Here is a 6,414-nt window from a genome sequence, read left to right as displayed (position 1 = left end):
CAGGTAATCGAAGGGCTGCGCCAGGTGCGCGACTTAAAAACCCCACTTAACCCAGAAGAACCGGAATGGGGCCCGAAAGCCAACCAATTCGTCTTTATCGGCGGTCGGGATGACGGGCGTACAGAATTTGCCACCCGCTTTGTCACCAAATCCTTCGGCTCGCCCAATTTTTACGGCCATGGCGGGATCTGTGGCGGCAGCCGCCGCATCGCCTTCCTATCCTTCCTGGATAGCTGGGATAAAAAGCCGCACATGAAAGCGGACTACATGGGCTCTGAGTTCGTCATGTTCTTCGGCAACGCCCCCGGCCAAGCGGGAGCGCCTTTCCAGCCGATGGCCCGTAAATCTGCCCTGGCCCAAGCCAACAACGGCATGAAAGCGGTGCTTATCGACCCGGTGCTGCAAAACGGGATGTACACCTCCCCGGACAGCGCCGAATCCTCCTGGGTGCCCATCCGCCCCGGCTCAGACGGTGCCATGGCCATGGCCATGGTGCGCTGGGCTTTTGAGCAGAAGAAAATCAATGAAGCCTACCTTTCCGCGCCCAGCAAAGAAGCAGCTGCCAAGCGCAAAAACCCGTCCTGGACGAATGCCACTTATCTCGTCATCCAAGAACCAGACCACCCGGACTTCGGCAAATTCCTGCGGGCCGAGCAGATCGGCTTAAGCTCCTCCTCAGCCCCGGCAGCCCAAGCCCCTGCAGGCGGTGGTCCGGCCCCCGTGCCTACGCCCGACTATGTCGTCATCGATACGGCAAGCGGCAAGCCCATGCTCTACAGCCAAAGCGAGGAAGGCACGATCCTTTACAGCGGGAAGCTCAATGTGGGCGGCACGGATGTCCTAGTGAAAACCTCCCTCCAACTCCTTATGGAAGAAGCCAACCGCTATACCTTTAACCAGTACGCGGAAGCCACCGGGCTTGCTGAAACCAAACTTCTCTCCTTAGCTAAGGAGTTTTTCAACCATGGGACCAAAGCGGCCACCGACCACCATGGCGGAGTGGCCATGCATGCCAACGGCTTCTATAGCTCCCTGGCCGTCATAATGCTGAACGCCCTCGTGGGCAACATCAACCGTAAAGGCGGTTCCACCAAGAGCGGCGGCGGGTACCTGGCCATTGACAAAGGCGCCCGCTACGACCTGGTCTCCTTCCCCGGTATGGTCAAGCCCCAGGGCTTCAAGCTCAGTCGGGAAGGACGCCGCTACGAAGACACGCCGGAATTCAAAAAGAAAAAGGCAAGCGGCCAGAACCCCTACCCGGCGACTCTCCCCTGGAGCCCCCTCGCTGACTCTATGGTGGGCAATGTCATCCCCTCCATGATGGCAGGTTATCCTTATACCGCCAAAATCCTTATGATGTGGATGGCCAACCCCTTTTATGCCACACCCGGTCTCTTTCAAAAGGATGTGGAAAACTACGTCCAAGACCCGAAGAACATCCCGCTCATCATCTCCGTGGATGTCCTGATGGGCGACTCCAGCATGTATGCAGACTATATCATCCCGGATACGACCTTCTATGAAAGCTGGGGTGTCCCCACGGTCTGGAACCTGATCCTCACGAAAGTGAACGGCGCCCGCCGCCCAGTCGTCGAGCCCCTCGTCGGCAAGACCACGGACGGAGTGCCCATGTCCTTTGAGGCTTATTGTATCGAAGTGGGCAAGCACTTAAACCTCCCCGGCGTGGGCCCTAAAGCCATCCCCAATACCCAAGGAGAACCCACCCCCATGAACAGCCGGGAGGATTTTTTCCTCAAAGCACTGGCCAACTTGGCCTTCGACGAAACCCCGCTTCCGAATATCTCCGCCGAAGAACTGCAGCTGACCGGACTGGATCAAGAACTAAACTATGCCGTTTCTTCCCTGACGCCGGAAGAATGGCAAAAAGTCTACTATATCCTGGCCCGTGGCGGCCGCTTTGAGGACTATGACAAGTGCTATGACGGAGAAGTCCTGCACAACAAATTCTCAAAAATCATCAACATCTACAATGAAAAACTCGGCACCACCCGCAACAGCTTTACCGGCGAACATCTCCCCGGCACAGCAGTCTGGCAGCCTCCAGCTCTGGCGGACGGGCGGACCCTTGATCAGGTGTACCCGGACGGTCAATGGCCGTTCCATATCGTTTCCTACAAACCGCGTTACCGTAACGGCGGCTATCTCTCCAATGTCCCGCTCTTGCAGGACATGGCTAAAACCAACTATATCGAAATCAACCTCGCCGATGCCGCGAAACTGGACATCCATGACGGAGACCAGGTAAAACTCATCACCCCGGCCGGGGAAGCTACCGGCACGGCCAAGATCCGGCGCGGTGTGCGCCAGGGGACACTCGCTGTAGAGTACGGCTTCGGACACTGGGCAGCCGGGGCAAAAAGCTACCAAATCGGCAGCAAAAACGTATCCGGGGATCCCACCCTGGGTCAAGGGGTGCTCCTGAACCTTATCACCCTGCGCGACCCCAGCCTGAAGACTTCTCACCCGCTGACCGATTGGGTCGGCGGCTCGACCGACCGCAACTCCACCAAGGCCCGCCTGGTGAAGCTCAGCTAATAGATCCTTATGGTGCTCTGCGACGCCCTGGTGAGCAAATGGGTACCATTGGAATCAGAAAGGAGCAAAGACAATGCTTTCAAGCAAAACTCTGAACACAGGAGCAACGCTTCCTACGAATACTGTTACTGTGAATTCTGAAAGCATGCCAGATGCAAACGGTCGTGCTCAAGCCTACGAATTCCTGGCCGGGATTTTTCTCAAGGAGCCTTCTCAGGAAATCCTGAGGAACCTGCAAGCTTGGGCCGCAGTCAGCCGGGATGAGTCAGCCCAGGCGCTTCTGGATAGGATTGCCGCTGATGACCCGGAGTTAGGCAGCCTCACCCAGGAATATTACGACCTTTTCTTCGTCCCCGTCTCCGGCCGCTTTATCCCGCCCTTTGAGTCGTCCATCCTGGGGGCCTTGCGGCAGGAAGGCAAGAAAACTAAGTTCGGGTCCTTCTGGGGACACGAAACCGTAGAGGTAGGTACCCTCTACGAGCGAACAGAGTTTCAGCCGGAACGCCTGGCCATTTTTGAACCCCTGCGCCAGGTGAACCTGCCCGATCACCTGGGTTTCGAGCTTTCATTTATAGCTTACCTTTGCCGTCTGGAAGAAAAGCAGCACCAACACGGCCTATCCACCAACGGAGTGTTCCGCTTGGAACAAGAATTCCTGGATAAGCACCTCAATCGCTGGCTCCCTCTTCTCTGCTCTGACCTCAGCCGAATTGAGCAATCCGGATACTACCTCTATTTCGCTCAGCTGGCCCAAGACGTCTGCCGGGAAGACGCCGTGTTCCTGAGTGAAAGCGGCAGCATTACTAAAGAGAACTAACCTCATACCTCGAACATTGAATAAGCCTCGAACTTCGACTGAAAGGAGTGGCAACTATGGCTGAAAAGAAGAAACGCTGGGCGATGGTCATTGACCTTCGCCGATGCGTTGGGTGCAATGCCTGCACCGTCTCCTGCAAGATTGAGAACAACGTGCCCGAAGGCGTTTTCCGCAGTTGGGTAAAAGAAATCGAAAAAGGCGATTACCCTGAAGTGACCCGTTTCCGCCTGCCTCGCCTGTGCAACCACTGTGACAATGCCCCCTGTTTGGCAGCCTGCCCAGTCCAGGCGACCTACCGCACGGAGGACGGCGCGATCCTTATCGACTATGACCATTGCATCGGCTGCAAATACTGTATGACCGCTTGTCCCTACGATGCCCGCTTTTTGAACCCGATTCGCAAGACCGCAGAGAAATGCACCTTTTGCTATCACCGCATCCAGGAAGGACTGCTTCCTGCCTGTGTAACCACCTGCGTAGGCGGAGCCAGGGTTTTCGGAGACATCAACGACCCGGAAAGCCTGGTGGCCAAGCTCGTCGCCAATAACCCTGTGCAGGTCTTAAAGCCCGAAATGAACACCGAACCCTATGTCTTCTACATCGGCGCCGACCAGAATATCATGGGCGCCCGCTATGACAAACTGGAGAAAGGAGAGAAATAGGATGGTCAGCAATGTTACCTATATCGCCAATATAGTCCACCCGGTGCAACTCGGCGTTCTGATTGCCATTTATTTCTTTTACACGGGCTTGAGTGCCGGCTCCTTTGTCCTCTCCAGTTTAGGAACGGTATTCGGCATCCAAAAATATAAGCCGATCGCCAAAGCCGGGGTTGTCATGGCCGTATCTCTATTAGCCATCGCCCCGCTGCACCTCATCGCCGACCTGGAGCAGCCCCAGCGGTTCTACACCCTCTTTTTCCGGCTGAACCTCCATTCGGCGATCTCTTATGGAACTTTCCTCTTGACCCTGTACCCCTTAAACAGCCTGATCTACGGCTGGTTCCTCTTCCGTAAAGATCTGGCTAAAGGAGCCAAAGAACTAACCGGCTTCCGCCAGAGCCTGTATAAGCTGCTCACGTTTGGTAAAACGGATCTCTCCGAGGCCGCTTTGGCCAAAGACACCAAAATTGCCAAATTCCTGGGGACCCTGGGCGTGCCGCTGGCTTTGATGGTACACGGCTACACCGGGTTTATCCTCGCGGATATTCAGTCCCGGGCCCTTTGGCACACTGGCCTTATGCCCCTCATCTTCCTTATGTCCGCTATGGTTTCCGGAACCGGACTTTTAATTTTGGTCCTCATGTTTAGCCAACGCTTCCTGTCTCCGGAGCGCTCGCTCACACCGGAGCGAAAGGCTTTAATCCTGGACATCTCCCAACTCATGATGTGGTTCATCGTGGTCGATGCCACCCTCATGGTTATCGACTTTATCATGCTTTACTTTACCAGTGCGGCCGGCCACTTTGCGGCTCAACTTTTCCTCTACGGCAGTCACCGCACGATGTTCCTAGGCGTGGAAGTGGTCCTCGGACTGCTCATTCCCTTTGTGCTCATGCTCCTGCCGAGGACCAAGCGTTCATTGGGCTGGATCTCCATCGCCTCTTTCTTGACCTTACTCGGGGTTATCGCCATGCGCATCAACTTCGTCATTGGCGGTCAGCAGATCCCGTTAAGTGGAGACACCTTGAACCCTTATACCGTTGATCCCAAGCACCTTATCTTTATCACCCTATTTGCCATCTCAGAATTGACGATTCTTTACCTGGCCTTCCGGATTCTGCCGGTCTACGGCCTGCTCAAGGCCAAATCCGCGCCAGACCTTTACCAGAAGGAGGCCCTCTCCAAGTAAAAGGGCTCATGGTCTTGTTATAGATTTGGAAAAGACGGCTCTTTTCGGGAAAGAGCCGTCTTTTTCGTTAAGAAGCTGTTTTTTGTCTTTTTTTTCTTTTTCTGGATAAACTCATGAATAGCACTGTATTATCCGCACGTGATAAAGAGCCAGGAGGTGGATGGAATGAAAAAAACAGTCTGGGTCGTTGGGAGCATCTTGCTGGTTTCCCTTTTGCTTCTCACCCTTCTCTCCTCAACCCCGGTTAAAAAGCCCCATCTCACCAAAATCGGCGTCCTCCTGGCTAATGACTTGCGCCAGGCGAAATTTGAAGGTCTGGAGTCAGGTCTTAAAACGCTGGGCTATGAGAACGGGGAAAATATCACCTATCAAGTCCTCAATGCCCAAAACGATCTGGCTAAACTGCCGGTCCTGGCCACCAACCTGATTGAGGCCCGACCAAACGTCCTTGTGGCCGCCGGAGCCGTTGAAGCGCAATCCCTTAAAACCCTGACGGCCAAAATGTCTTCCCCCTTACCCGTGGTTTTTCTGGGGGCGCTTTCCCCGACCGAGCTGGGCCTGGTCGGCAGTACCGCCCATCCGGGCGGAAACATTACAGGACTGAATAACTACCACCTGGAATTAACCTCTAAACGCCTGGAACTTCTCCACCGCCTCCTCCCGGCTGTACACAAGGTAGCCGTTTTAGGGGATACCCGGGTGCCTTTTTTCGTTGAGACACAAAAGAGCATTCATGACGCAGCCGAAGAATTCGCCCTGACCATCAACACATATACTGTATCCACCCCGGAAGAAGTCGCACAGGTGATCGGACAAATGTCCCAGGACCGGATCGAAGCCGCTCTCCTTTTGCCAGGCTTTTTTTTAGAGACCAGCACGGAGCAAATTGTAGATCTCGCCATACAAAAAAACATCCCCGTTTTTGGCGTCTACCCTGGGGATGTAGAGCAAGGATGCCTGGCTTCTTACGGCGCCTCCTATAAAGATCAAGGCGAGCAATCCGCTCACCTGGTCACCAAGATACTACAAGGCGAATCCCCTGGAGACATTCCTGTGGAAACCCCGGACAAACTAGTCTTTGCCGTGAACCTGCAGACAGCCCGACGCTTAGGCATCCGCCCCGCCCCGAGCATCCTCAGCTTTGCGGATAAAGTCATCCAGCCTTGATTTCTGATTTAGGGAGGGAAAGA

At 54.8% G+C, this 6,414-nt stretch carries 5 protein-coding genes; all 5 read left to right on the top strand.

The window, feature by feature from the left end; all coding sequences use genetic code 11:
- The coding region (locus tag UF75_RS13385) for a molybdopterin dinucleotide binding domain-containing protein (RefSeq protein WP_045575100.1) at window positions 1-2,556 on the top strand (2,556 nt) is incomplete at its 5' end.
- Between the two features lie 73 nt (window positions 2,557-2,629).
- Entirely contained in the window at window positions 2,630-3,373 is a 744-nt protein-coding gene (locus UF75_RS13380; protein WP_082075140.1) for a molecular chaperone TorD family protein, read from the top strand.
- A 56-nt stretch (window positions 3,374-3,429) separates the two neighbouring features.
- A complete protein-coding gene (dsrO, locus tag UF75_RS13375) occupies window positions 3,430-4,035 on the top strand; it encodes a sulfate reduction electron transfer complex DsrMKJOP subunit DsrO (protein WP_045575094.1) in 606 nt (201 codons plus the stop codon).
- Window position 4,036: 1 nt separating this feature from the next.
- Window positions 4,037-5,224 carry an NrfD/PsrC family molybdoenzyme membrane anchor subunit gene (gene nrfD, locus UF75_RS13370; RefSeq protein WP_045575093.1) on the top strand — a complete coding sequence of 396 codons (1,188 nt, stop codon included), beginning with the start codon at window positions 4,037-4,039 and terminating at the stop codon, window positions 5,222-5,224.
- A 165-nt stretch (window positions 5,225-5,389) separates the two neighbouring features.
- A complete protein-coding gene (locus UF75_RS13365) occupies window positions 5,390-6,391 on the top strand; it encodes an ABC transporter substrate-binding protein (RefSeq protein ID WP_045575092.1) in 1,002 nt (333 codons plus the stop codon).
- Window positions 6,392-6,414 lie beyond the last annotated feature (23 nt).

Origin of the sequence: Desulfosporosinus sp. I2 (assembly GCF_000960765.1) — a bacterium.
Classification (GTDB): Bacteria; Bacillota; Desulfitobacteriia; order Desulfitobacteriales; family Desulfitobacteriaceae; genus Desulfosporosinus.
The sequence above is the reverse complement of the archived record's forward strand: the minus strand, read 5'-3'. Positions and strand labels throughout refer to the sequence as shown.

Bases quoted from the DNA above. Each gene is read 5' to 3' on its own strand.
- UF75_RS13380 (WP_082075140.1), top strand. From the start codon at position 2,630: ATGCTTTCAAGCAAAACTCTGAACACAGGAGCAACGCTTCCTACGAAT.
- nrfD (WP_045575093.1), top strand. From the start codon at position 4,037: ATGGTCAGCAATGTTACCTATATCGCCAATATAGTCCACCCGGTGCAA.
- dsrO (WP_045575094.1), top strand. From the start codon at position 3,430: ATGGCTGAAAAGAAGAAACGCTGGGCGATGGTCATTGACCTTCGCCGA.
- UF75_RS13365 (WP_045575092.1), top strand. From the start codon at position 5,390: ATGAAAAAAACAGTCTGGGTCGTTGGGAGCATCTTGCTGGTTTCCCTT.